Below are 24,998 nucleotides of genomic sequence, written 5' to 3' on the forward strand. Positions count from 1 at the left end.
GCCTTGATTCAGCAACGCCGAATTAGCGATCGCAGTACATACTACATTCGGCTTTTCAATCATCAAGGTAAACTACTCGCCTTTTCACCTAGTCAAATCCTCCGAGTGCCGCAAGCGAATCCTGAAGATACGCAAACTATGCTCTACAAGGTGGAAAAGCAGGGAAGGCACAGTTTATTGACAATCCATCTTCCCTTTGACATCAGCAAGACGCAACCCCCGTTTCCTGGACAAAAGTAGCTGTAAATGTTATTGATATTAAATATTAGATTGAGGGGTAACACCCCTCGCTAAAGTTGGTGTTCCAGAAGCGGGTGCAGGTGGCGATTGAATTTTTTTGATTTAAACTTGACATTCTATGGAAAGTATGATTCCGCCGATCTGGGACATAGCAGGAATTGGCATCTGTGTAACAGATGAGGAAGGGCAGTTTGTTCAGGTCAACCCCGCTTATATTCTGCTTTGCGGTTGGTCGGCGGCGGAATTGCTCGGCGAGAATCCAAAATCCAATGGTGTTAGTACTTCGGGCTGCGCGATCGCTCTGAAGCAACCCAAAAAGTTACAGGATACTTTGATTGCTGGGTCTTCAGAAGGCGCGGGTTGTGGGCAAATTATCACCAAAGATGGCAAGAGGCGCGATGTCTGGGTGACAAGGGCCCCTTTCGTCAGGGAAGATAACCGACAGTTTCAAGTCACGACGGTGACAGATATTACCAATGTCTTGAGGGAAGGCGATCGCGCTGAAAGTAAACTAAATCAACAGACTCAAGAGAAATTTTTACTAAGGGAAAAAACAGAAACAGAGCCGGAAGTCGCGATCGCAGATGGGGAAACTTGCAGCCAAGAGGCACAACTATCGAGGGAAAGAGAGTTGAGTCCACAAATTCTACCCGCAGGTTCCCAAACTCAAGATCGCCTTTCCATACTGGAGTCGGAAATTGGGATTGCGATCGCCCAGAGTACCACTTTGCCAGAAATTCTCAACCGCTGCACCCAGAGAATAATGCACGCCTTCGATGCTAATTTTGTCGGCATCTGGATATTTAACAGAGCAACGCGCTTGCTGGAACTGCAAGCCTTTGTGGGCCAACAACCTCCCACCGCAGAATTTTCTGACCGTATTCCTTTTGGGATCTCGACGATCGGGTTTGTTGCTCAACATCGACAGCCTTACATCATACCCGCTCAAGAAAACGAAACCTTAGCTGGCTATCCGCTGATTGTAGAAGAGCACTTGGTAGGGGTAGTGGTGGTTTGCACTCAAGTTGTGACTGAACGTGGGCGGGCTGTACTAGGTTGGGCTGCAAATGCGATCGCCATAGCAATTGACCGCGCGCGATCGTGGGCAGGTAGAGAATCTTTACTATTTAGACTCGCTAGCCAGATCCGTAACTCCTTAGAACTGGATACAATTCTAGAAACAGCAGTACAAGAAATTCAGAGTCTTTTGCAACTCGACTGGTGTCTATTCATGTGGTACAGACCAGAGGTGATTAACAATGAAGAATTAACAATTAAAAGTGAATCCACAAATAGAGAGAGTTCAGCCAATTATAGTTTTAATTCTGAGCTGACATTTTTAACTCAAAACCGTGTTGGCGAAGCCTACCCGCAGAGTTTAGAGGTACAAGGTGCAAAGCCTTGGGATGAAGAAAGCAAACTGAAGCAATTTCGCAAAACTGCGGAGTATTATCAGGGACAAAACAATCTTTCAAAACCTCACAGTGTTACCAGGCGCGACGAAGGGTTGCGAACAAGGAAGTCTTACGAGAAAGGAAGCAAACTAAAGCAAAGTGAAGCAATTTCTCAAAACCAGGCTGGCGTAGTCTACCCACAGGGTTTGGCATTGCGAGTGCAAGGAAGCAATCTCAAATCTCAAAACTCCTATTGGGAAGTAGTTAAAGAAGCGACGAATCCCGGCTTGCCAACACTTCTCGGTAGTTATCCTGTGGAAAAAGTTGGTGCTTTCACTGAAAAACTATTAAGCCTAGAAATCATCCGACTGGATGATGTTGCAGGTTTTGAAGAACCTGTGATGCGGCGATTTTTGATGTCTTGGGGCTACGCTTCCATATTAGCACTGCCAATTCAGACGCATTCTGGTGCGATCGGAGCATTTAGCTGCGGTATGTATAATCCACCCAAGAGCGACTATGAAATAGGAGCAGAATTTGCAGATAGTTCAGCAAAACTTCGACCTTGGAGCGATTCCGAGGTAGAATTACTACGAGCAGTTGCAGATCAATTAGCGATCGCGATCGACCAAGCTGAACTCTACGCCCAAGCACGAGATAGTGCTGAAACTGCCCAAACTCAAGCTCAACAGATTGCTGAAACTTTGCATAAATTGCAGGCAACTCAAACACAACTAATTCAAACCGAAAAAATGTCTTCTTTAGGTAGTATGGTTGCCGGAGTTGCCCATGAAATTAACAACCCAATCAACTTTATTTCTGGCAACCTAACTTATGCGATTGACTACATTAAAGACCTGCTAGATTTATTGCACCTTTATCAAAAATATTCCCCGAATCCAGACCCAGAACTTCAGGAAAAAGCCGATTCTATTGACTTAGAATTTCTCACGGCAGATTTGCCAAAACTGATCTCTTCAATGAAGCTAGGCACTGACAGGATTCGTCAGATTGTGATGTCTTTGCGAAATTTCTCTCGCCTTGACGAGTCGGATAAAAAACCAGTGGATATTCATGAAGGCATAGATAGTACCCTGCTGATTCTACAACATAGGTTCAATTTATATGGGGGAAATTTGAACGTTAAAATTATCAAAGAATATGGGAATCTCCCCTTAGTTGAATGCTGTGCTGGTCAACTAAATCAAGTATTTATGAATATTATTAGCAATGCTATTGATGCTTTAGAAAACCAACCCGCTCCTCGTATTATCACTATCCGCACAGAGGTGATGAATGGAGAAGGTGACGACAGCTCTTTGTCACCAATAGCCGCTGGTAAATTTGCAGTGATTCGGATCTCTGATAACGGCCCAGGAATGGCAGAACCAGTCATCAATCGTTCATTTGACCCATTCTTCACTACTAAACCAGTGGGTAAGGGAACGGGACTTGGACTATCAATTTCTCACCACATTATTGTTGAAAAACATGGTGGTATCCTCAAGTGTATCTCAGAACCAGGAAAGGGTGCAGAGTTCTGGATTCAGATACCCCTGGTTTAGGGAAGTGAATGCTACAAATCGACTTTCAGCAATTAAGAATGTCAAGTTTGCTAATGGGTAATGGCTAATGGCTAATTAAAAGCGGTAGCTACCTAATGGAAATGCTATATTAAGACAGAGCAAGTATGAAACTGAGAGTCATCAAGCATGAATGATAGACATTTAGAATTATTTATACAATTAATTGCTAATAATCTAGGTTTGCATATCCGCCCCCAAGATCGGACAGCCTTATCTCAGAAGATTGTTCTGCGGATGAAAAACCTTAATTTATCTATACCAGAAAAGTATTATCAACTTTTAGAAGCAGATACGGAACAAAGTCAAAAAGAATGGCGGAAACTAATCGTCCTTTTAACCACAACTGAGAGTTATTTTCTGCGCGATGTAGGGCAATTTAAACTATTAGAAAAAGTTATTTTACCCCAAATAATAGAATATAAAAATCAACTCAAAGAAGCTTCTGGTTTGAACCCTTCTCTCAGAATTTGGAGCGCTGGATGCTCAACAGGGGAAGAGGCATATTCTTTAGCCATTCTCCTTGAAAAACTTCTTCCCGATTGGGAGAATTGGAATATCCTAATTTTAGGAACAGATATTAATGAAGAAGCCCTGGAAAAAGCAAAACAGGGAATTTATAGCCCTTGGTCGTTTCGTCTTGTTAATCCCGGACTCCAGCAACAGTATTTCAATCAGCATAAAAATGAATGGATCATTGAACAAAAACTGGTTAAAAATGTAAAGTTCAGATATGGAAATTTAGTAAAAGATGAGTATCCCAATATATCTGATGATATTAACAATATGGATTTGATACTTTGTAGAAATGTGTTTGTTTATTTTGAAGCACAGTACATTGCTCTTGTCCTAAAAAAGTTTTACAATACGCTGAGAGCAGGGGGATATTTAATGACAAGCCATGCCGAACTTCACGGTCAAGTTCTCGATCAATTCCGAGCAATTATTTTTCCAGAATCAGTGATTTATCAGCGTAGTGAGGTAGGTCAAAAAGAAGTTTCTCGAATGCCACCATACATTTATAATATCGGCGAAGCTACTAATAACTCTCAGCAAGAGTTGGTAGGATTAGATCCTAACAGCTCTGCTCCTGAAAAGCTAGCAGAAACCGAGATTAAACCTACAGCTAAACTTGAGCCGAGAGTGTCTCCACTAGGAGAAGATTCACTTTTATCACCAACGCTGCAAATGCCAGTCCTATTTCCAATTAGCAATACAACGGAAACCCCAAAACCGCTAAAAGTTCGCGAACTTGTTGATAATATTTTGCGGAGTAGCGATGGGAAACCTGAAGAAAATAATACTGTTAATACCAGACAGATTTCATCTTCATTAACAGTGGAAAAAGAGCGGCAGAGAGCAGGTATCAATCTTCTTCAAGAGGCAGAAGCTTTTTGCAAGAATAAAACTTATTTTGAGGCAATTAAAAAGGCAGAACAAGTTATTGATCTGTATCCTCATAATTTTAAAGCTTATTACTTGCTAGCTGAGATTTATGCAAATTTAGGTAAATATGAGCAGGCAATTAATTACTGTCACCAAGCTATACAAGTGGATTCTTTATCAGTATTTCCTTATCACTTACTCGCTCATATCGCTGAAGAAAATGGAGACGTAGAAGCAGCTAAAAATTTGTTAAAAAAAATTATTTATCTTTGTCCATCCTTCATCTCTGCATATCTCGATCTAGGTAATATTTACGCTGGAGAAGGGAATGTTAAAAGAGCAAAAAAAATGTATGCAACCTCTTGTGAACTTCTCAAAACTTTACCCCCCGATACTTTAATAGAACAGCAGGGTAAAATTACAGCTAGTGAATTACTAAAATATGTCAAAGCAATCTTGGTAAAACTATCTATTCAATAAATTTAACTATTAAATATGAAAACTCAACCCTATCTTATTTTCCGACAAAACAGTTCTCTTTACGGTATAGAAGCCGCTGCTGTTCAGGAAATTTTCTTTCTACCAGAGTTGACACCAATTGCAGAAGCCCCCCGCGATATTGTTGGCGTGATTAACCTACGGGGCGAAATTTTGCCTGTGATGGATCTCAATCTTCGCTTCGGATACCATTCTCAAGAATACTGTTTGACAGATAGTACGATTGTTATAGAGCATCAAGGATTTAGAGTTGGGATTATTGTCAACCAAGTTCAGGAAGTAGAAAATATCTCAACTGAAGTAATAAAAACACAGCTATATTACGGGCGCGAGAATACAAATCAATCCCACCATTTTGTAACTGGAATTGCCCAAATTGAAGCCGATATTGTGATGCTGCTTAATCCTGAAATTGTAATTAGCTACTCTCAGAAAAAAAAAGAGGTCATTCAGCAAATAAAGGATGTGCAAAGAAAAAGTTTAGAAGAAGGAACCGATCAAGACCTTGTAAGCGAAGATTCGAGTTATTTCCTAGAAATGCCAGTTTTCTGCCCCAATGCTACGCCCCAAGAAAAAGCGATTTTTCGGCAAAGAGCTAATAATTTAAGGCGAAAAGAAGACGATCGTGATTTCACTGCCAGTACGTTTCCGCTGGCAGTTATTGCTTTGAATGGTGAATACTTTGGACTAAATTTAGAAGTAGTACGGGAGTTTACAGATATACGAAAAGTTACGCCCATTCCCTGCACTCCAGATTATATTGTGGGTAACATGAATTTGCGAGGAGAAATTGTAACGTTAATTGACATTCGCAGTGTTTTAAATATACCAATCGCGAGCGCAGATCCTCTATCAAAAGCCATCGTGATACAAATAGCTGATTTAGTTGCTGGTATCGTGGCTGATGAAGTTCTGGATGTGATGTACTTAAATACCTCAGAAATTACGACTGTTCCTGCTGCTTTGCATTCGGCTAATGATGAATACTTACGAGGTACAGCTTCTTATCGTGAAAAGATGATGAGCATTTTGGATCTCCATAAAATGTTGACAAAAGGGGGGCTGGTTGTTGATGAAGAAGTTTAAAAAAGGAAGAGAGTGGATTTTTGAGGGCTTCTAGATAAAGCGGTAAAAGTTGGTGATAGCATCCTTCTTCAAACCAAAAATGATTGGCTTGCTCAAACAGCCGTCTGGCTTCTGCTGGGTTGACTATTTTTACATCCTTGAAGGGAAAGCAAAATTCAGTCATAAACCAAAGGTAACAAAATTTCAAATTCAGTTCCCGTACCCGGAGTAGAGTGCAAGTTCAATTTTCCCTTGTGCTTTTCAGTTACAATCTGATGAGTGATTGCTAAACCTAAACCCGTGCCTTTACCTACAGGTTTAGTAGTAAAAAACATCTCAAAAATTCGGCGCTGAATTTCTGGAGGAATTCCTGGGCCATTGTCAGAAATTCTGATTGCTATCCAAGAGTCATTTTTTATATTTTCTTCCTTTTCCTCATCGCTCAATTCGTGGTGATTGCTGACCACTGATAAAGATTTTACCTCTTCTTTCCGAGCGATGGCATGGTTGAAAATTAATTCAGAATTCACGCAGTCTCCCTCAAGACTTTCTATTAGCTCAGTTTCAATTTTGATCGCTCGCGATTCTTTTCCTTCATCCTGTACTTCTTCCAGAGCGTCAATTGCATTGCTAATTAAGTTCATAAAAACTTGGCTGAGCTGACCTGAATAACAGCTAATTGCAGGTAAAACTCCATAGTTTTTAACTACTTTAATGCTGTGTTTAAGTCGATTTTTCAGAATCAAAAGCGTACTGTCGATACATTCGTGAATGTTAGCTTCCTTACGTTTTCCCCCGTCCATGTGAGAAAAACTGCGGAGGCTAGTAACAAGTTCATTTAATCGATCTGCTCCTATTTTCATACTTTGAAGGATTTCTGGCAAATCTTCTTGTAAGAATTGAAATTCTATCTCTTGTTTAATTTCCTCAATCTTTTGGCTGGGGTTAGCAATTTCTACATCATAAGCAGACAGCAACCGCAGGAGGTCTTCAGAGTAGTTTTTCAAAAAACCTAAATTTCCTAAAATGCAAGTAAGGGGATTTCTAATTTCGTGCGCTACTCCAGCTACCATTTGCCCTAAACTCGCCAGTTTTTCTGTTTGAATCATTTGAGCTTGGGTTTGTTGTCGTAGCAACTTAGTGGCGAATTCATGAATGTAAGATTGAGCGACGAGTAGTTCATGTACGTCCAACATTCGGTAAACTTGAGGCGGATGTTGTACTACAATTGGTTCGTAAAGGAGTTCTTGCGATCGCTGTAAGGAACGACGAGCTGCATCTACTATTAATGTATCGCTAGGAAAGATTAAAGTATCAGTCTGAGCAAACCGATATAAGGACTTTAAAGGTCGCTTCAAAAATAGTTCTCGTCCAAAAGGACGGCTGATATATTCGAGAAACCGCCGCCGAGAAATCATACCGATAAAATGATTTTGGTCGGTCAAAATAACTCCTGGTAAGAGGGGGTAAGCTTCAAACATTTGAGCTACTTTCATCCCTAAATCGGTGGGTTTAACCTGAAAGTTGTAAAGCGGAAGCTCTTGAATAGTTGAGTCTAACCGGAGGTCTTGCCTGGAAGTCTCTGGCAGGGGTGTAACTAACTTTTCGATGCTGGTGGAAGTGTTTAGCATAAATTAATGGGAGTTAAAACTAAGGATGTATGACAATATGACTTGGAGTAGGATAGATATCCTAAGCACGTAAGTAACGAAGCACTTAAATGTGCTTTATTTTCACAAACTATCCTTAATATTCCTGAAATAAGGGATAGCTGGGTCTAGGTATTATAGACAAAATAGACGTGCTATGACAATTATCTTTAACTTTATTTTAAGTCTGTTTCGAGTAGTTTGCACTATTTTTATTTAATTAATCATTCCTTAAACTTTTAACCTTTTATTAATCTTTATATCCTTCAGTTCTGATTTTATAAGGTATAGTCCATATTTGTAGAAAAAGTTTAAGATCCATCTAACAATTTTTTTGCGGTTATAAAATCTCACAGCTCCCATGACATTGACTTTGCCAGTACTCCGTTGTCACGTTACTTTTTTGCTGCGCTTAAGAAGCAACTTAAATGTGAAATCGCTTATGTTGGTAGTAGCTACCCAATTGAAAACTGCTATATAATCAAATTGCAAGCCTCTATCCCAGGAGTATCAGCTACGTGCTTTATCCAATCAAGGTAATAGACATTGAGTTGAGCCATCCCCTCGTTACTATTGAGAATTTGGACGGGTTTATGGGATTGCAAGCATTGGTACGTCTACATGGTAGACCAATCGGGTATGTCAGTGCGCCCGTGACAGCAGGACAAGTCAGCGCTAACACTATCAGCAAACTTATTCTAGAACAGTACCATCAAAAAATTATTATTCATCTTTTAGAGAAAGGACTCTTTAAGACACCCCCCCCGACAGGATGGAAATTTGAGGATTTATTAGATTTACCTCCTCTCAAGTGGAGGGTAGATTGGCCTTTAGTTACAGTCGCAGTTTGTACCCGCAATCGCACCGCCGATTTAGAATTATGTCTTAATAGTCTAGTCAATCTCAATTATCCCTACCTCGATTTATTAGTAATAGACAACGCCCCTACATCAGATGCTACCAAGCAACTCATAAAAAATAAATATTCCCAAGTACGCTATGTTATAGAACCAAGACCGGGCTTAGGGTGGGCAAGAAACCGAGCAATTATTGAAGCGAAAGGTGAAATTATTGCATACACGGATGATGATGTAATTGTCGATTCGGGTTGGGTAAAATCCCTAGCCCAAGTCTTTGCTGAAGAACCGCAAGTAATGGCTGTTACTGGTTTAGTCGTCTCTTATGAACTGGAAACTGAAGCCCAAGTTCTATTTGAAAAAAATGGTGGTTTTGGTCGGGGTTTCGAGACAAAAAGATATCAAATTAGTCGCGGCCAAAAGTTACCCTGGTCGTTTATCTCAACTCCTTGGATAGTCGGTACAGGCGCAAATATGGCATTTCGGCGATCGCTGTTTGCCCAAATTGGCTATTTCGATCCGGCATTAGGTGTAGGGACGATAACTAATGGTGGCGAGGATTTAGAAATATTTTTCCGCACGCTGAAAGAAGGATATCTGTTAATTTATGAACCCAATGCCTTAGTCAAACATCGCCACAGACGAGAATATAAAAAGTTGAAATTACAACTTAAAAATAATGGCGGTTGTTTTGCGTTTTTTCTGCGCGAAGCTATTGCCTATCCAGACGAAGGTTTATCTTTGTTGAAAGTAACATTTTGGCTACTAAGGTGGTGGCATTTACGCAGTTTGTTTCTGTTATTAATGAAGGCTACTAAATTACCTCACGATCTAGTTTTAGCTGAACTATGGGGTTCTGCAATAGGTTTGACAACTTATCAAAAAGCACGCAAAATTGCCGCTGAAATTGAAGCTACTTTTGGCCCTTTACCTCCCCTAGAACCGCTGGAAAATCAAGCATTGACACAGAAACCTCAATATCCAGGGGGAAGGGCAGTCCGAACCCTAGAACTGACGGAATCTGTGACAAATCCCCTCACTGATGTGACAGATTATAGCTCAGTGCGGCTGTTTGTGACTTGGAAGGGATCGGCGATCGCACATTTTGACATCCCCAACTATTACGAACCAATTAGCGCAACTTATTTGCGACAACTATTAAGTGAAAAATTTGGACTCAAATTACTCAATCCAACTCGCAATATCAGCGACCAATTTCGTGCGGCAGAAGCGATCGCCTATTTGAGAAGCTACTACAAACCAGCAGAAAAAACACAATACCCAACTCCTCTAAGTTTACCAGCAAACGTTTCGGTATCTGTAGTTGTAGCCACTTACTCCCGACCCGATGACTTGCACAATTGCCTTAACCAATTAACCGCCCAAAAGTCACCCCGAAAAGTAGAAATCATCATCGTTGATAACAATCCAGATTCAGGATTAACACCCCCAGTAGTTGCCAAATTTAAGAACGTTATCTTAATTACAGAACCCCGCGAAGGACTCGCCTATGCCCGCAATACGGGCATCACAGCCAGCACTGGTGACATTGTAGTGACAACAGATGACGATGTGGGACTCCCCCCTGGTTGGTTGGAAAAACTCTTGGTTCCCTTTGTTAGACCAGATGTCATGGCCGTCACCAGTAACGTTCTACCCATAGAAATGGAAACAGAACCCCAGTGGTTATTTGAACAATACGGCGAAGGCGGTTTGGGGCGTGGTTTTAAACCTTTTGAAGGAATGGGGGACTGGTTCAGAAGGTCTTGGCGCTACGCTGTTCCGGCGTGGAAACTGGGGGCGACGGCTAATGCTGCTTTCCGAGCCGATATTTTTAGCTATCCTGAAATTGGTTTGATGGATGAAGCTTTAGGCGCGGGAATGCCTTCTGGTGTGGGAGAAGATACCTATTTGTTCTATAAAATAATTAAGTCTGGCTATACAGTAGCCTACGAACCGCAAGCCTTTATTTGGCATAAACATCGCCAGGATTTACCTGCTTTGCGCCGTCAATTGCACAATTATAGTAAAGGAATTGTTAGTTATCAACTGACAACTTTGTTACGAGATGGAGATTTGCGATCGCTACTACTATTAGGAATTGATCTTCCTTTATGGCACGCCTCGCGCATTAAATCCCGATTGAAAGGTCAAACTGATTATCCCATATACCTAGTGCTTCATGAAGCATTGAGCCATCTACCAGGGCCTTGGTCGCTATGGCAGTCTCGCCTGCGCGTCAAGCGTGAAGGTCATAGTCAACCCTATATTCCTGTGTCAGAGCGAGCGATAACAAAACTTTAGTTTTTAGTTTTTGAAATCATTACGACAAAATAAATACCAACTAATAAGTGAGAATAATAAATGTTAAATAAAATAAAAGTCATAGATATTGAATTAAGCCAGGGAATTGCTACTATTAAAAACTTAGAAAATTATAGAGAATTACAAGCCATAGTGCGTCTTTTTGATGCTCCCATTGGATATGTCAAAGTTCCTATCAGAGGGGGAATAGTGACGGGTCAAACCTTGAGTCAAATTATTCTGGAACAGCATAACAATCAAATTATTAGTCAGTTATTGTACAATGGTTTATCGAAATCTACAGCGACTAAGGAAATAGGGCAGTTTGAGGATTTGTTAACCTTGTCGCCCCCAGAGTATAAAGGGCCTTTACCTTTGGTGAGTGTGGCAATTTGCTTTAATAATGGCATCTCCGATCTCACTATTACCCTCAATTCCTTAAAGCATCTCGACTATCCCCACCTCGACATTCTAGTAGTCGATAATACTCTTGATGGTAAAGCTGAAAAGCCGATTGCCACTCAATACCCCGACATACGTTATGTCAGAGAACTATGTCCCGGTATAGATTGGGCAAGAAACCGAGCTATTTTAGAGGCAAAAGGTGATATCATTGCTTACACTAATAGCGGTGTATTAGTTGATTCCGGGTGGGTAACAGCCTTAGTTAAGGTGTTTGCTGAAGATGCAAATGTGATGGCAGTAACTGGTTTAGTTACACCCGCAGAACTCGAAACTGAGTCACAAATCTTATTTGAAAAAAACGGTGGCTTAAGTCGTGGTTTTGAGAGTAGACGCTATCAAATCGCACCAAGGAGTAAAATGCCTCATGCCTTTTTGCATTCTCCTGAGAGGTTTGGAACGGGATTTAATATGGCTTTTCGTCGGTCGCTGTTTGCAGAAATTGGTTATTTTAATCCTGCATTAGATGTTGATATAGATGTCCAAGGTAACGGCGATTTAGAAATGTTTTTCCGTATTATTAAAGAAGGATACGCTTTGGTCTACGAGCCAAGTGCATTAGTGTACCATCAGGAGTGTCGTAGTGACAATGAAATGCGATCGCATAGCAAAAATAATGCTGGTATTTACTCCGCCCTTTTGTGTAGCGCCATCAATTATCCTGACGAAAGACTACCGATTTTCCGCATGGGATTAGTAAAAACAGTGGCATATCTAGTCAAATTTTTACGCTCTATATTTAAAGCAAATCCTTCATCGGTTGATTTAATCCTCGCAGAAATAGAAGATTGGCTCATTAGTTCAATTAGCTATCTGAAAGCGAGGGAAGAAACTGCTGCAATTCTGGTTGAAAAAGGCTTCTCATTGATTAAAACCCCAGAAAAACCCGAACCACAACCAAATAGGAAGCCAAAAGCCAGCCGTGCTGTGCGCGTACTTGAATTAAATCGACCAATAGAAGCGATCGCAGATGCCACAGACTACGCCAACACCCGCGTATTTGTCACTCGTGATGGCTCCGCGATCGGTTACATTGATATAGCTAATTATTACCAATCAATTAGTATTCCCAGGCTACGGGGCGCACTGGTGGAAAAATTCGGTTTGACACTGCTGGAACCTGACACTGACCCTAACGTAGACTTTCTTAAAGCCGATGCCATAGCTGCTCTCATGCAGCATTACACACCCGCCGTAACAGTGAGAACACAGGAACCAGAAGGTCTTCCAGCTAATATCTCAGTATCCGTTGTAGTTGGCACTTGCGATCGCCCCGAAGACTTACGAAAATGCCTGCTTTCCTTAACTGCTCAAACATCCCGCCAAATCAGACCCGTAGAAATTATCGTCGTTGACAACCGACCCGAAACCCGCAGCGCCTCCCCCGTACTGGTCGAATTTCCCGATATAAAATTACTCACAGAAGAGCGATCGGGTGCATCCTACGCTCGGAATGCTGGCATAGCCGCCAGTACCGGTGATATTGTCGTCACCACTGACGACGATACAATTATCCCCCCCGACTGGCTAGAAAAACTAATCGCCCCCTTTGCCCGTCCCGAAGTCATGGCCGTCACTGGTAACGTCTTACCGGCAGAATTGCAGACGCGATCGCAGCGCCTATTTGAAAGCTATGGCGGTGGCGGTTTATCGCGTGGTTATAAGCCATTTGAAGGTAATAGAGAATGGTTTGATAGTTTCCGGTTCCACTCTGTACCAACGTGGCTATTTGGCGGGACAGCTAACTCCGCCTTCCGCGCTAGTATTTTCAGCGACCCCGAAATTGGCCTGATGGACGAAGCCCTCGGCCCCGGTATGCCATCTGGCGTAGGAGAGGATACTTATCTTTTCTACAAAATTATGAAAGCCGGTCATACCATAGTCTATGAACCGTCAGCCTTTGTCTGGCACACGCATCGACGTGAAATGACCGATCTAGGTCGCCAATTACACAATTACAGTAAGGGAGGAGTATCCTATCACCTGACAACCTTGATCGAAGACGGCGACCTACGGGCACTATTCGCTATTCTGTTGGAAATGCCTAAGTGGTACGCCGCGCGAATCATTAAGCGGATATTAGGCTGGACTGACGATCCAATCCTGATGCTATTAAAAGAAATAGTGGGCTATCTAGCTGGGCCTTGGTCTTTGTGGCAATCTCGTTTGCGTGTTAAGTACGAAGGTTTTAGCTCACCTTACATACCTGTCAAGCAACGTGCTACAAAAGGGACTGGGGGTTAGGGACTAGGGAAGAGGGAAGAGAATACTCTGATAACAACTAACAACTAACAACTAACAACTAACAGTGATAGTAACTAAGATAAACGCCCAAATAGCTCAACTTAAATGGCGACCGCAGTATATTTATGACTTGCTAAGGCAACTCGTATCTCGCGATATGAAGTTACTCTATAAACGGTCAGTTTTAGGAATCGCTTGGACACTAATTGCTCCCCTTTTACAGTTAGGAGTTTTTACCTTTGTCTTCAATATTATCCTGCCGATGAATGTTCCCCAATATTCATCTTATGTTTTTATTGGCTTACTGGTTTGGAATTGGTTTTCTACCTCACTCTTTCAAGCAACAGGTTTGATTCTCCAGAACCGTCCTTTGATCAGATTGCCAAAATTTCCTTCTGCTATACTACCTGTAGTAACAGTGATGACAGGAATGATTCACTTTTTACTAGCATTACCAGTCTTAACTTTATTTCTACTAATTGATGGGGTACAATTTAAGCCAGTAGTTTTATTTCTGCCTTTCTTGATGCTACTACAGTTTGCTCTGACCGTAGGCCTTGCTTATCCTCTGGCTGCTTTTAACGTCACATTCCATGACACACAACATACACTTGGTGTGTTATTACAAATGCTTTTGTATCTCACACCCATTTTCTATCAAGTAAATGCTCTACCCCCTAAAATTGCGTTGATTTACTACCTCAACCCAATGGTATCTATTGTGGAAGCTTATCGGGCTGTACTAATTTATGGGACACAACCAAATTTGGTAGCTTTGGGGATCATTGCATTAATTAGTAGTGGACTTATACTTATTGGTCATGGAATTTTTGACTCAGCAAGCGATCGTTTTGTGGAGGAAATATAGTTGAAAAATACTGGGATTATTGTCGAAGGACTGGGTAAACGTTTTAGTAAATTCAGTGCTAAAAAGCCCAAAACAATTATGGAGGCCGCCCTCTCAGGCATGAGACGTTTGAATCCAGAAGCGCGTTTCTGGGCGCTGCGAGATGTTAGTTTCACCGTCCCTCCCGGAAAAATGTTAGGGGTTATTGGGCGCAATGGAGCCGGTAAATCTACACTTTTATTACTGGTAGGAGGCATTGGCAAGCCCGACGAGGGGAAGATTATTGTTAACCCTAGAATTGGAGGTTTATTGGATTTAGGTGCTGGTTTTCATCGAGATTTGACGGGGCGAGAAAATGTATTTGTCGGTGGAGTAGTCGCAGGTTTAACTCGTCAGGAAGTAGCGCGGCGCTTTGATGATATTGTCGAATTTGCAGAAATGGGGCAATTTATTGATAGTCCCATGCGAACTTATAGCACGGGGATGCAAATGCGTTTGGGTTTTTCAGTCGCCGTACATACCGATCCCAAAGTGTTACTAATTGATGAATTTATCTCTGTAGGAGATGTGGCTTTTCAGGCAAAATGTTTGCAAAGGATGTCTGAGATTAAATCTTCTGGTTGTGCAATTATGTTAGTTTCTCAAAATCCCAGGCAAATCGAGCAACTTTGTGATGAAGCTATCTGGTTAAAAGAAGGTAAAATCTTAATGTATGGCGATCCTAAAATGATAGCAGCTCAGTATGCAGCGGATATGGGAGTAGAAAACCAGGAACTCAGCCTGACACAATCTCCTCAAATAGCTAAAGTATTTTCCCCAGTTGAAAGTAGTGAAAACAGAGTTGGTACAGGGGAAGTAGAAATTACCAGTGTGCGATTGTTGCCGGTTTCAGAGATTCGGGGTGGCGATCCCCTGGATGTGGAAATTGAGTATATTTCTCCAGAAGCAATATTATCTCCAATTTTTACTGTTAATATTAGTCGAGAAGATGGAAAAGTCTGTTTTGATGCTAATACTGAGAAAATGCAAATGGCAATACCTCAGATTCAAGGTAGGGGGAAAATTAAGCTGCGGATCGATCGATTGGATCTTGGCGGCGGTGAGTATTTTGTGAATGTGGGAGTATATAAGGAGAAGTGGGGTTATCCCTACGATTTCCACTGGCAAGTTTATCCGCTGATTGTCCATGCGGCGGTTGATTATCGAACTATTATTTGGCCTCCTTGTCGTTGGGAAATTAGCGAATGATCGGTAAGGATTAAAAGTAAATTAACTATCTAGGTGCATGACAATATATTGGATTCGTAAATTGATCTCACCTAATTAAACGTAAAATACGAATAAGTAAATCCACCTAATTCAACATAAGATAAGGATGGCTAAAAAGCTGACTGTATAAACATTCTTCCTTCTTACTTCTACTTAACTAAAACCCTAGCTGTGTAAATCTTCTGGCTTTCTTCTTACTCTTCCTTCTTATGAAACGGATATTTTTAGTTGGCGCACCTCGCTCTGGAACTACTATTTTACAAAGCTTATTGGCTGCTCATCCCTTGATGATATCTTTCCCAGAAACGAGGTTTTTTCAATATTTATTACCAAAGTTTGAATATCCGATTTCTGTTGATGATAGAATGAAGATATTTTTGATTGAAGAAATCAATCGCCCTGAATATTTAAGTTGTTTTAATGCTGAACAATCAGAATTAGAAAAAGCTAATTGTCTTATAAAGATATTAGATAATTTAGCCTTTGAACAAGATAAATCTGTCTGGCTAGAAAAAACACCAGAGCATATATACTGCATTGAATACCTAGAAAAATTATTACCAGATGCTTTATTTATACATATTTTAAGAAATGGTATAGATGTCATTACATCGATGTACGAAGCTAGTAGAAATTCTCCTGATGCTTGGGGTGGAGAATGGAAGCTAGAGCATTGTATAACGCGCTGGCAAGAAGCAATATCAATCAATTATCTATATGCTAATAAAAAGAATCATATTTTAGTAAAATACCAAGAACTTGTGGAAGATCCCAGTATGGCTTTAGCAAATATTTGTAAATTTATTGGCATTAAATTTGATAATTCAATGCTAGTTAAATACAAGGAAACTTCCCAGAAAATGAGTTTAGGTGCGGTTTGGCATCAAGGAATAGAAAGACAAATTCAAAAGAGTAATCATCATAAATATTATAGCATTTTTCAGCAAATAAATATCCACTATATTATCAATCAAATTAAACCGCTAAAAAATCAAATATCTCATAAACAACGAGTAGAAATTACTGAGAAAATCGTTGATATCTTTGCACCTTTATCATTTGAGCGCCTCCTTTGTCGTGTGGAAATGGAAGGAGAATATCTGGGAAATATCGAATTGCCATTCTGCGATGGGGTAGTAAGCAGATTTGTTTTGGCGGATGCGATCGCGACTAAATTTTATTTGCCAATTCTCTCTCGATTTTTCGAGAGAAAAATTGGAAAAAATCCGATAAAAGTTATAGATTCCTTGACTAAAAACCAACAATTAAAAAAGGTTTGGCAAATCTTTTTACAGGATATTTGGGGACAAGCGGAATGGTCACTAGAAAACTTCTACAACCCAAAGCTTTTTGAAGCCGCAATCGCGGAACATATTGACACAAAATTATTGACAATTGAAGTGAGCGAACCACTGACAAATATAGAAGTTTCGCTGCCAGAAATTGATGTATTGTTAACAGTGGGTGGTGTACCGATTGGTATAGTTACTGTCCCGGTTAAGGAAAATTCGATCTCGGCGCAAACTTTACGCACAACTTTGATTAAAGCTAGTGGTTTTGAACTTTGCCGGGTTTGCGTGCGAGAGGTTTTATTAGGTAAACCTTTGAATGATTTGACATCTTTGCGCTCGCACCTAGCAGAATTAGCCAAAACTAGAACTAGAACACGCTTCCCCGACTGGTTAAACGCTGCTGATTCTAATGGAATTTACCCCAAAAATAGTCTCTTATTGGGTAGAAATTTAGGAACAATAGGAAGCAGTACCAACAGGAGAGCAACTTTACCAATGGGGATGGTGATAGAATTGACTCAACTATGGGAAACCACTGGTTCGCCGATATTAACTAATTCCACTGAGGAGAATTTGGGGCGAGTTATTTATGCACCAGAACTGTTGTTGCCCAATTCCCCAACTTCGATCGACTCTCCTGAATTTCAGCCTTCTCAAGATGTTAATAAAATCGAATCTAACATTGGGGGAAAATTGCTCGGCGCTTTTCCTTTGGCTAATTTTCCTGGGAAGTTTAGGTTGTTACAGCTTAATTTAAAGTGCCATTGGGAACACCTGACAAACAGAAAACTTTATAAGGGGTTATCTGAATTTACTGCCAGGAACACAGATAATAGTAACAGCAGTTTGGCTACGAGGGGAACTGCACAAATGCCAATTTTAAGGTATCGCCATGTTTGCCCACAATTAGAGGGGGCAACAATTGGCTACAATGTTACTCCCGATAATTTTGAAAAACAGTTGCAGTATTTATCCAAAAATAACTTTTATTCTGCGGTATGGGAAGATTGGGAGAAAGCAACAACAACTGGTACTCTGTTACCTGGAAAACCTATATTAATTACTTTTGATGGTGGCTATCTCGACTTTTTTAACTATGCTTGGCCTTTGCTAAAACGTTACGGTTTTAAGGCTACAGTGTTATTGGTGGCTGAGAGAATTGGTACTACAAATAGCTGGGAACGTGCAGATAGTCCAGAAGTACCGCTGTTAGGATGGCCGGAAATTTGTCAACTGAGAGATGAAGGAGTTGAGTTTGGTTCTTTGGGTACAACTTATCAGCCTTTGAGCTTGCTGTCGCCTACAGAAATAGTACAGGAAGCTGTGCGATCGCGCTCTATACTGGAACAGGGGTTAGGAAGGTCTGTGAAAACTTTTGCCTATCCCTACGGAGATTTCGATCCAGTTGTTCAGCATTTAATCGGAGCCTGCGGTTACACTTATGGCTTATCCTGTTTATCAGGAGTAAATGGTTTAAACAATAACCTGTTGGCATTGCGACGGATTGACTTAATGGGTTCTGATAGTTTGTCCGACTTTGCTACTCAGCTCAGTTATAAGTTGCCAATTGTCAGCAGGATTTACCGTCGCGCTTCTGAATTTGTTCGGCACTTAGCTGGGCATTGAAATATTTAATAATAGGGATATTATTTTATCGAGCAGAAAGTAGATGCGATTTCCCTGATATATAGTAACAGCCACAACTTTTGGCACATTCTCGATCGCCCCAACCCTTTCTCCGATCGCATTTTCCTCCTGCATCCTGCTATAGTTACTAACTCCAAGGCAAACTGAGGACAACGCGATCGCGCCCCTGTTTTTTGGCTTGATAGAGAGCGCAGTCAGCAGCAGCAATCAACTTTTCCGGGGAACATAGGTAACTTCCCCCATTTTCATCATCAGGAACAGTGCAAGCAACGCCTAAACTTAAACTCACACACTCGCAGGCTGGGGAACCTTGATGAGCGATCGCCATTGCTTTCAGGCGCGATCGGATATCCTCCCCCACCAGCAGGGCCGCGCTAGCATCAGTATTGGGTAGAACGATCGCAAATTCCTCACCTCCGTAGCGGGCCACCAAATCTGACGGAGAGCGTGTAGCTTGAGTGATAGCAAGGGCTACAGCCTTCAAGCAATCATCTCCCTGTTGATGGCCGTAGGTGTCGTTGTAGAGCTTAAAATAGTCAACATCAGCCATAATTAGTGCCAGTGGCGATCGCACTCTCGCCATCTGCAACCACTCTTGGCGAAGGTATTCATCAAATCTGCGCCGATTTGCCACTTGGGTAAGGCCATCTAAACAAGCTTGGCGCTGTAATTGTTTATAAACTTCATCCAACTCTTGGTAAGCTTGATTGAGCAACTGAGTAGCTAAGGCGTGAATTTGTGACTGAGCAATCAGTAACTCATGGACATCCAAGAGCCGATAATTATGCGGAGATAACTCAACCACAATCGGCTCATAAAGTAGTTCAGGCGATCGATCCAAAGACTGACGGGCTGCATCTACAATTAAACTATCTCCCCGTAACAGCAAAATATCCCTACAGGCAAAGCGATAGAGAGATTTTAGAGGTCGCTTTAAAAACAATTCCAACCCGTAAGGGCGACTGAGATATTCCAAAAATCGCCGCCGCGAAATCATCCCCAATAACTTACCTCCTTCTGTTAAAATAACTCCTGGGATCAAAGGATTAGCTTCCAGCCTCTCAGTCACAATTTGTCCGCGATCGGAAGATTCAACCTGAAAATCCCAAAGCGATAGATGTTCGAGGGTGGAATCTAAAAGCAGATTCGGGGGAAAAGTTTCCCACATTGGCGGGACAGACAACTGAGCAGAGGGCAAACTTGGCATAAAATTTTATCGCCTTCAAACTGATGGTGTATAAAACTAAAATTATTCCAACCACCAACATTTTATAGATTTATAACTAATGAATTAAGACTCGGAAATCACGATAATATATTTTTAACCTCACCTTAACTTCGCCCTTTACTTGCTATGATTCAAAAAGTGTTTGCCCATCGAGGCCGCAATTTCTAGATAGGTGAGAGATGCAATCCACGCTGACAAATCAGTTAAACAGTGCTTTCACCCTTTTTCTCAGCTTGTTAGTAGAGGCCATGCCTTTTCTACTACTGGGAGTATTATTCTCAGGTTTGCTCCTGTGGTTCATTGACGAGCGCAAACTTCTATCATACATCCCCCGCCACCCACTGTTAGGCGCTCTCGTCGGCAGTTTAATTGGCTTTTTGTTTCCTGTTTGCGAATGTGGGAATGTACCAGTAGCGCGGCGATTGTTGATGCAGGGAGTCCCCACCCCAGTCGCGATCGGGTTTTTATTGGCCGCTCCTACGATCAATCCTATTGTCATTTGGGCCACTTGGACAGCATTTCGCGATCAGCCGGAGATAGTAGTGCTGCGGGTAGTCTTTTCCTTGACAATAGCCACAACTATCGGTTGGGTATTTAGCGTACAGCCAGATTTTCGACCCATGCTGCAACCCGCGATCGCCCGCGCTTTACCCAAACTAGAACCTCATCCATCCGCAAAAGAGCTAGTAGAGGCCCAAACTTCCCCTTTATTGCGATCGGGGACATTCTTTTTGGGTCAACCCGGAGGGCCCGTGCGCCTAGAATCTGTATTGGAGGAAAAAGCAGCCTCGCCTTTTTTCCGCCGTCCCTCCAAAGAGCGGTTGTATCTACTGCTAGATAGCATGGTACAGGAATTGCGCGAGTTAGGAGGAGTGTTGGTAATTGGTAGCGCGATCGCCGCCGCCATTCAAGTCGCAGCACCCCGCGAACTCATCCTCAGCCTTGGTCAAGGCCCAATCTCCTCCATAGTAGCCATGCTACTATTAGCCACAGTCGTATCAATTTGTTCCACCGTTGATTCCTTTTTTGCGCTATCCTTTGCTTCAACCTTTACCAGTGGATCGCTACTAGCTTTTTTAGTTTTTGGCCCAATGATTGACCTCAAAGGCATTGGCTTAATGTTGTCAATCTTTCAGCCGCGAGCTGTGATTTACTTAATCGTACTAGCCGCTCAATTGACCTTTTTGCTCACCCTTGCTGTTAATTTGCATATTAGTTAACTGTTAACCGTTAACAGTTAACCGTTAACCGTTAACAATTACCAATGACTGCTAGACTCTCACCACCTTCACTATTGCGACGCATTGGCCCCTGGCTAGATGCCTTAGCCATCTTAGCCTGGGGAATCTTGCTGCTGAAATATTGGATTACTGGCAAATTAAACATTCTGATCCATCCTAATTACTTTGGCCTAACTTTAGCAGCAGGAATAGGCTTAATTGTCGTTGGCAGTCTTAAAAGCTACGAACTTTTCCAGATTGAGGAACGCAAAAAGATTTTACGCCAAGTGCCGGGAATTGATTCTGCCAGAATAGAAGAAGTTCAACACATTACTCTATTTCCTCCTGGTTGGGGCAGCATATTACTATTAAGCGTCGCATTGATTGGTTTCATCATCACCCCGCGAACATTTAGCAGCCAAACAGCTTTAGAACGAGGGATTACTGAATCCTTACCAGTCACGCGAATGCAGCCTCAAGAATTTCGCAACGCCGCCAAACCAGAACAAAGATCGCTCATAGAATGGGTAAGACTGTTAAATTTTAATCCCGAACCAGACTCATATACAGGTCAAAAAGTCAAAGTTCAAGGATTCGTAATTCATCCCCCTTCCTTGTCAAAGGAATACATCTGGATTGCCCGTTTTGTGATTACCTGTTGCGCCGCTGATGCCTACCCTATAGGATTGCCAGTTAAACTGCAACCAGGACAAGATCGAGCGGCATTTCCAGCAGATAGCTGGCTAGAGATTGAAGGAGAAATGAGTACAGAAGAATTAGGAGGAAAGCGTAAATTGACGATCTTGGCATCCTCTCTCAAGCCAATTCCAGAACCTAAAAATCCCTATGATTATTAGTTAACAGTTAACTGTTAACTGTTAGTGGTTGGTTGTTAACTGTTAGTTATTGGTCGCAGGCAGATTTCCACTAACTATTACCAATTACAATTATAGGTTTTCAGATCGATAAGGTATACAGAAACCCTGTATTGTCAAGCTTTCCAGGTCAAACTTCGTACCTTACCTTTTTGAGAAAAGCTATTCTTCCCTTCTTCCCTTCTTCCCTTCTTCCCTAGCCCCTAGCCCCTAGCCCCTAGCCCCTAGCCATACAAATGATTGATTTCAAGTCAAAGATCGAAAATTTAAAATGGGTTCAGCCCCTAGATCGCCTTGCCATTGGTATGATGATAGGGCTGAGTCTATTAATAGGAATATTACTGCTTACAGGCGACAGTACAGCAGCACAAGTTAGAGATTTTAGCTGGCAGGGAAAACAAATCGGTGCCGAAGATACGGGCTTTATCCTTACATTTAATCGTCCGATGAATCATCCCAGCGTCGAGGCGAATTTGCGCCTCGATCCGCCTCTTCCCGGCAAATTTAGCTGGGCTGGCCGTCGCATGGCTTACACTTTAATAGAACCTGCCCCTTATGGAACTACCTACAGCTTACAACTACAAGGAGCAACGGACAAATTTCACGCTGAAAACACACAAACAAATCCGTCACCAACGCCACCTAAAAAACGACGAGGATTTATTCAACCCTTCACAGGCTTCTTTCGTAGCCGCGATCGTGCCTTTGTTTACATCGGCGTTAAAGGAGAAGAAGAAGGGAAATTAATGCTGGTTAATCTCACAAGTAACCCGAAACCAATCGCCCTCACTCCTAAAGATTTAGTAGTGATGGATTTTAAACCCTATCCCAACGGCGATCGCATTTTATTTTCTGCTACAGACCGTTCAGCCGCCAGTTTTGGCGGTACTCTTGAACAAGAACTATATACAGTAACTACAGGGATTCATCCGCTTTCACCGGGAACAGAAATCGCCTCACCTGAACCAGTAGGAAGAATAGATAAAGTTTTAGACTCTAAAGAATACCAAAACCTCAAGTTTGACCTGTCTGCCGATGGTAAAATAATAGTAATTCAGCGAGTTAATCGCAGCAATCCGACGGGAGATTATAGCCCTTGGATTTTGGAGGAAGGTCAAAAACCAAAACGTTTAGAAAATCAACAAGGTGGAGATTTTATTATTAGGCCAGACAATAAATCAATGGTAATTTCCCAAAAGCAAGGATTAGCCATCGTCCCCCTGAAACCCGAAGCAGATCCCGTAGAATTTTTACCAAAATTTGAGCAAGTCTTAGGTATGGCCCCAGACAATTCAGCGGCCGCCTATGTGAAGTACAATACTGACTACACGCGATCGCTTTTCCTGTTGACAAACCAAGGCGATGAACAAGAAATTATCCGCATTCCTGGCAGTATTCTCAGCGTCCAATTTGACCCTAGAACTGGCCAAAATGCTCAAGTTAGGCGCTTATATTGTCTATTAGCAGAACGCCTGAAAACTGAAGAGTACAAAGAACAACCTTTCATCGCAGCGATTGACCTGGTACAGGAGAAAGGCCGTTTAGTTGGGACAATCAAACCGCTGCTGATTTTACCGAATCAGAGAGATATTCAAATGAGTTTATCTCCTGACGGCTTGGTTTTAGTATTTGACCAGTCGGTGACGGCGGGAAATTCTACAAAAGCAGATAGTCCCCGCAGTCAAGGCGGAGAAGCGATCGCAACTAGCCGCCTTTGGCTGTTACCATTAGTTGACATACCCTCAGACGGTTCTCAGTCAAAGCTACAACCCGAAGAACTACCTTTTCCCGGATATCATCCCCGCTGGCTACCCTAAATCGCCTGCGTTCTGTTGTGGTTTATAGTTTGAAAACAGACCCTAACCTTTCTCTGGAGACAATGAATTAACCCTGTCATCTCCCCCTCTCCCTCTTCCCTTTAGCTGATACCAACTTATGACGACTACTGGATTCAAACTGCCCAAATTTTTAACTTTTTCAGGAAAATCTACCCTCTCAATGCAAATGATGTGGGTAGGCTTAGTCATTACCCTATTCTTCGTATTGACAGCCATACTATCACCCACTTTCCAAGCTTGGGGATGGCTGCAAAACCCTACAGAATTTCTCGCCAACCCCATCCACGAACCCCCATCGGCTAGTCATTGGTTGGGTACTAGCGGTCAAGGTTACGATGTTTTTTCCCGGACAATTTTTGGTTCCCAAGCTGCTTGGCAAGTAGTGATTTTAGCTACAGCTATGAGTTTAATTATCGGCGTACCGCTGGGATTAGTTAGCGGTTATTTAGGCGGGAAATTAGATAAAACCTTGCTATTTTTAATGGATACGCTTTACACTTTACCTGGTTTATTGCTATCCTTAACTCTAGCCTTTGTGGTAGGTCGAGGTATATTCAATGCGGCGATCGCGCTTAGCATTTCCTACATTCCTCAGTATTATAGAGTAGTCAGGAATCATACTACTAGCGTCAAAAACGAACTATTTATTGAAGCCGCGCAAGCAATGGGTGCAGATACTTGGACGGTACTCTCTCGCTACCTATTTTTGAATGTAATTCAAAGCGTACCAGTTTTGTTTACCCTTAACGCGGCTGATGCGATTTTAACTCTCGGAGGTTTAGGCTTTTTAGGTTTAGGATTACCTGAAGAAACGGCGGAATGGGGGCATGATTTACGCTTGGCATTAGAAGCATTACCTACGGGGATTTGGTGGACGGCTTTTTTCCCTGGTTTGGCTTTGACTTTGATGGTGGTGGGACTTTCTTTGTTGGGGGAAGGATTGAATGAGTTTGTTAATCCTCGCTTGCGGAATCAATAGAAAAAGCAACTCCAGAAAGGTTTAAATTTACAACAGCTTATGTAGTTTACTACTGGAACTCATAACTTAATGACATTCCGTCAGTGCCAGGTATTGAGTTAGGGAAAAGCCGATGTTTTCG

The 24,998-nt window shown here is 41.9% G+C and carries 16 protein-coding genes; 13 read left to right on the plus strand and 3 right to left on the minus strand.

Annotated elements, in window-relative coordinates; genetic code table 11:
* The 4 genes from OSCI_RS19335 to OSCI_RS19350 form a co-directional block, all read left to right on the plus strand.
* Positions 1-240 (plus strand): hypothetical protein (locus OSCI_RS19335; RefSeq protein WP_039962607.1); only part of this gene is annotated, 240 nt, incomplete at its 5' end.
* Between the two features lie 127 nt (positions 241-367).
* Positions 368-3,199, plus strand: coding sequence for an ATP-binding protein (locus OSCI_RS19340; protein WP_420705291.1), 2,832 nt, complete (start codon positions 368-370; stop codon positions 3,197-3,199).
* A 147-nt stretch (positions 3,200-3,346) separates the two neighbouring features.
* Positions 3,347-5,083: a CheR family methyltransferase gene (locus tag OSCI_RS19345; protein ID WP_007356794.1), complete on the plus strand. Its 1,737-nt coding sequence runs from the start codon at positions 3,347-3,349 to the stop codon at positions 5,081-5,083.
* Between the two features lie 15 nt (positions 5,084-5,098).
* Complete coding sequence (locus OSCI_RS19350; RefSeq protein WP_007356795.1) at positions 5,099-6,187, plus strand: chemotaxis protein CheW; 1,089 nt, start codon at positions 5,099-5,101, stop codon at positions 6,185-6,187.
* Between the two features lie 155 nt (positions 6,188-6,342).
* Here OSCI_RS19350 and OSCI_RS19355 read toward each other — a convergent pair whose 3' ends face one another.
* Positions 6,343-7,797, minus strand: a complete 1,455-nt coding sequence (locus tag OSCI_RS19355; RefSeq protein WP_007356796.1) for an ATP-binding protein — start codon at positions 7,795-7,797, stop codon at positions 6,343-6,345.
* Between the two features lie 536 nt (positions 7,798-8,333).
* Here OSCI_RS19355 and OSCI_RS19360 point away from each other — a divergent pair.
* The 5 genes from OSCI_RS19360 (at position 8,334) to OSCI_RS19380 (ending at position 18,716) form a co-directional block, all read left to right on the plus strand.
* On the plus strand, positions 8,334-10,976 hold the full coding sequence (locus tag OSCI_RS19360; RefSeq protein ID WP_007356797.1) for a glycosyltransferase family 2 protein: 2,643 nt from the start codon (positions 8,334-8,336) through the stop codon (positions 10,974-10,976).
* Between the two features lie 60 nt (positions 10,977-11,036).
* Positions 11,037-13,682 (plus strand): glycosyltransferase family 2 protein, encoded by a 2,646-nt coding sequence (locus OSCI_RS19365; RefSeq protein WP_007356798.1) that lies wholly within the window; start codon positions 11,037-11,039, stop codon positions 13,680-13,682.
* 64 nt (positions 13,683-13,746) lie between these two features.
* On the plus strand, positions 13,747-14,550 hold the full coding sequence (locus OSCI_RS19370) for an ABC transporter permease (protein WP_234708780.1): 804 nt from the start codon (positions 13,747-13,749) through the stop codon (positions 14,548-14,550).
* Positions 14,551-15,777 (plus strand): ABC transporter ATP-binding protein, encoded by a 1,227-nt coding sequence (locus tag OSCI_RS19375; protein ID WP_019486997.1) that lies wholly within the window; start codon positions 14,551-14,553, stop codon positions 15,775-15,777.
* 230 nt (positions 15,778-16,007) lie between these two features.
* Positions 16,008-18,716, plus strand: coding sequence for a sulfotransferase (locus OSCI_RS19380; RefSeq protein WP_007356801.1), 2,709 nt, complete (start codon positions 16,008-16,010; stop codon positions 18,714-18,716).
* Here the strand turns inward: OSCI_RS19380 and OSCI_RS30205 are convergent.
* Positions 18,702-18,851: a hypothetical protein gene (locus OSCI_RS30205; protein ID WP_155523379.1), complete on the minus strand. Its 150-nt coding sequence runs from the start codon at positions 18,849-18,851 to the stop codon at positions 18,702-18,704. The genes OSCI_RS19380 and OSCI_RS30205 overlap by 15 nt on opposite strands.
* Before the next feature lie 13 nt (positions 18,852-18,864).
* Entirely contained in the window at positions 18,865-19,944 is a 1,080-nt protein-coding gene (locus OSCI_RS19385) for a GGDEF domain-containing protein (protein WP_007356802.1), read from the minus strand.
* A gap of 200 nt (positions 19,945-20,144) precedes the next feature.
* On the opposite strand from OSCI_RS19385, the gene OSCI_RS19390 reads away from it, so the two are divergent.
* From OSCI_RS19390 to OSCI_RS19405, 4 genes are all read left to right on the plus strand, one after another.
* Entirely contained in the window at positions 20,145-21,185 is a 1,041-nt protein-coding gene (locus OSCI_RS19390) for a permease (protein WP_007356803.1), read from the plus strand.
* A 44-nt stretch (positions 21,186-21,229) separates the two neighbouring features.
* A complete protein-coding gene (locus OSCI_RS19395; protein WP_007356804.1) occupies positions 21,230-22,042 on the plus strand; it encodes a TIGR03943 family putative permease subunit in 813 nt (270 codons plus the stop codon).
* Between the two features lie 254 nt (positions 22,043-22,296).
* Positions 22,297-23,877 carry a hypothetical protein gene (locus OSCI_RS19400; protein WP_007356805.1) on the plus strand — a complete coding sequence of 527 codons (1,581 nt, stop codon included), beginning with the start codon at positions 22,297-22,299 and terminating at the stop codon, positions 23,875-23,877.
* A gap of 118 nt (positions 23,878-23,995) precedes the next feature.
* Positions 23,996-24,877, plus strand: coding sequence for an ABC transporter permease (locus tag OSCI_RS19405; protein WP_007356806.1), 882 nt, complete (start codon positions 23,996-23,998; stop codon positions 24,875-24,877).
* Positions 24,878-24,998: the final 121 nt, after the last annotated feature.

The sequence above is a fragment of the Kamptonema sp. PCC 6506 genome, assembly GCF_000180455.1.
Taxonomy (GTDB): Bacteria; Cyanobacteriota; Cyanobacteriia; order Cyanobacteriales; family Microcoleaceae; genus Kamptonema; species Kamptonema formosum.